The organism is Teichococcus aestuarii (genome assembly GCF_003116135.1).
Taxonomy (GTDB): domain Bacteria; phylum Pseudomonadota; class Alphaproteobacteria; order Acetobacterales; family Acetobacteraceae; genus Pseudoroseomonas; species Pseudoroseomonas aestuarii.
Genome location: NZ_PDOA01000091.1, coordinates 1 through 421 on the forward strand (window position 1 = coordinate 1; position 421 = coordinate 421).

A 421-nucleotide genomic window follows, 5' to 3' on the forward strand; every position below is an offset into this window, starting at 1 on the left:
GTGCTGGGGCAGCATCGCGCGACGCAGCGGCAGGCGCCAGCCCCTCCGGACGATGAAGCGGCGCTGACGGCGGCGATCATTGGCCTGGCCCGGCAATACGGCCGATACGGCTACCGCCGGATCACGGCCCTGCTCCAGGCCGAGGGCTGGGGCTGCAACCACAAGCGGGTGGAGCGGATCTGGCGCCGCGAGGGGCTGAAGGTGCCTGCCCGACAGCCCAAACGTGGAAGGCTGTGGCTGAACGACGGCTCCTGCGTGCGGCTGCGCCCCGAACGGCCGGACCATGTCTGGGCCTACGACTTCGTGGAGGACCGGACGCGCGACGGACGCAAGCTCCGCATGCTGAACGTGGTGGACGAGTTCACCCGTGAATGCCTGGCGATCCGGGTGGCGCGGAAGCTGAGCTCCCTTGATGTCATCG

1 protein-coding gene is annotated in these 421 nt (G+C 69.6%); it reads left to right on the forward strand.

All coding sequences use genetic code 11. The features are described from left to right. The coding region (locus CR165_RS24280) for an IS3 family transposase (RefSeq protein WP_146202053.1) at positions 1 to 421 on the forward strand (421 nt) is incomplete at both ends.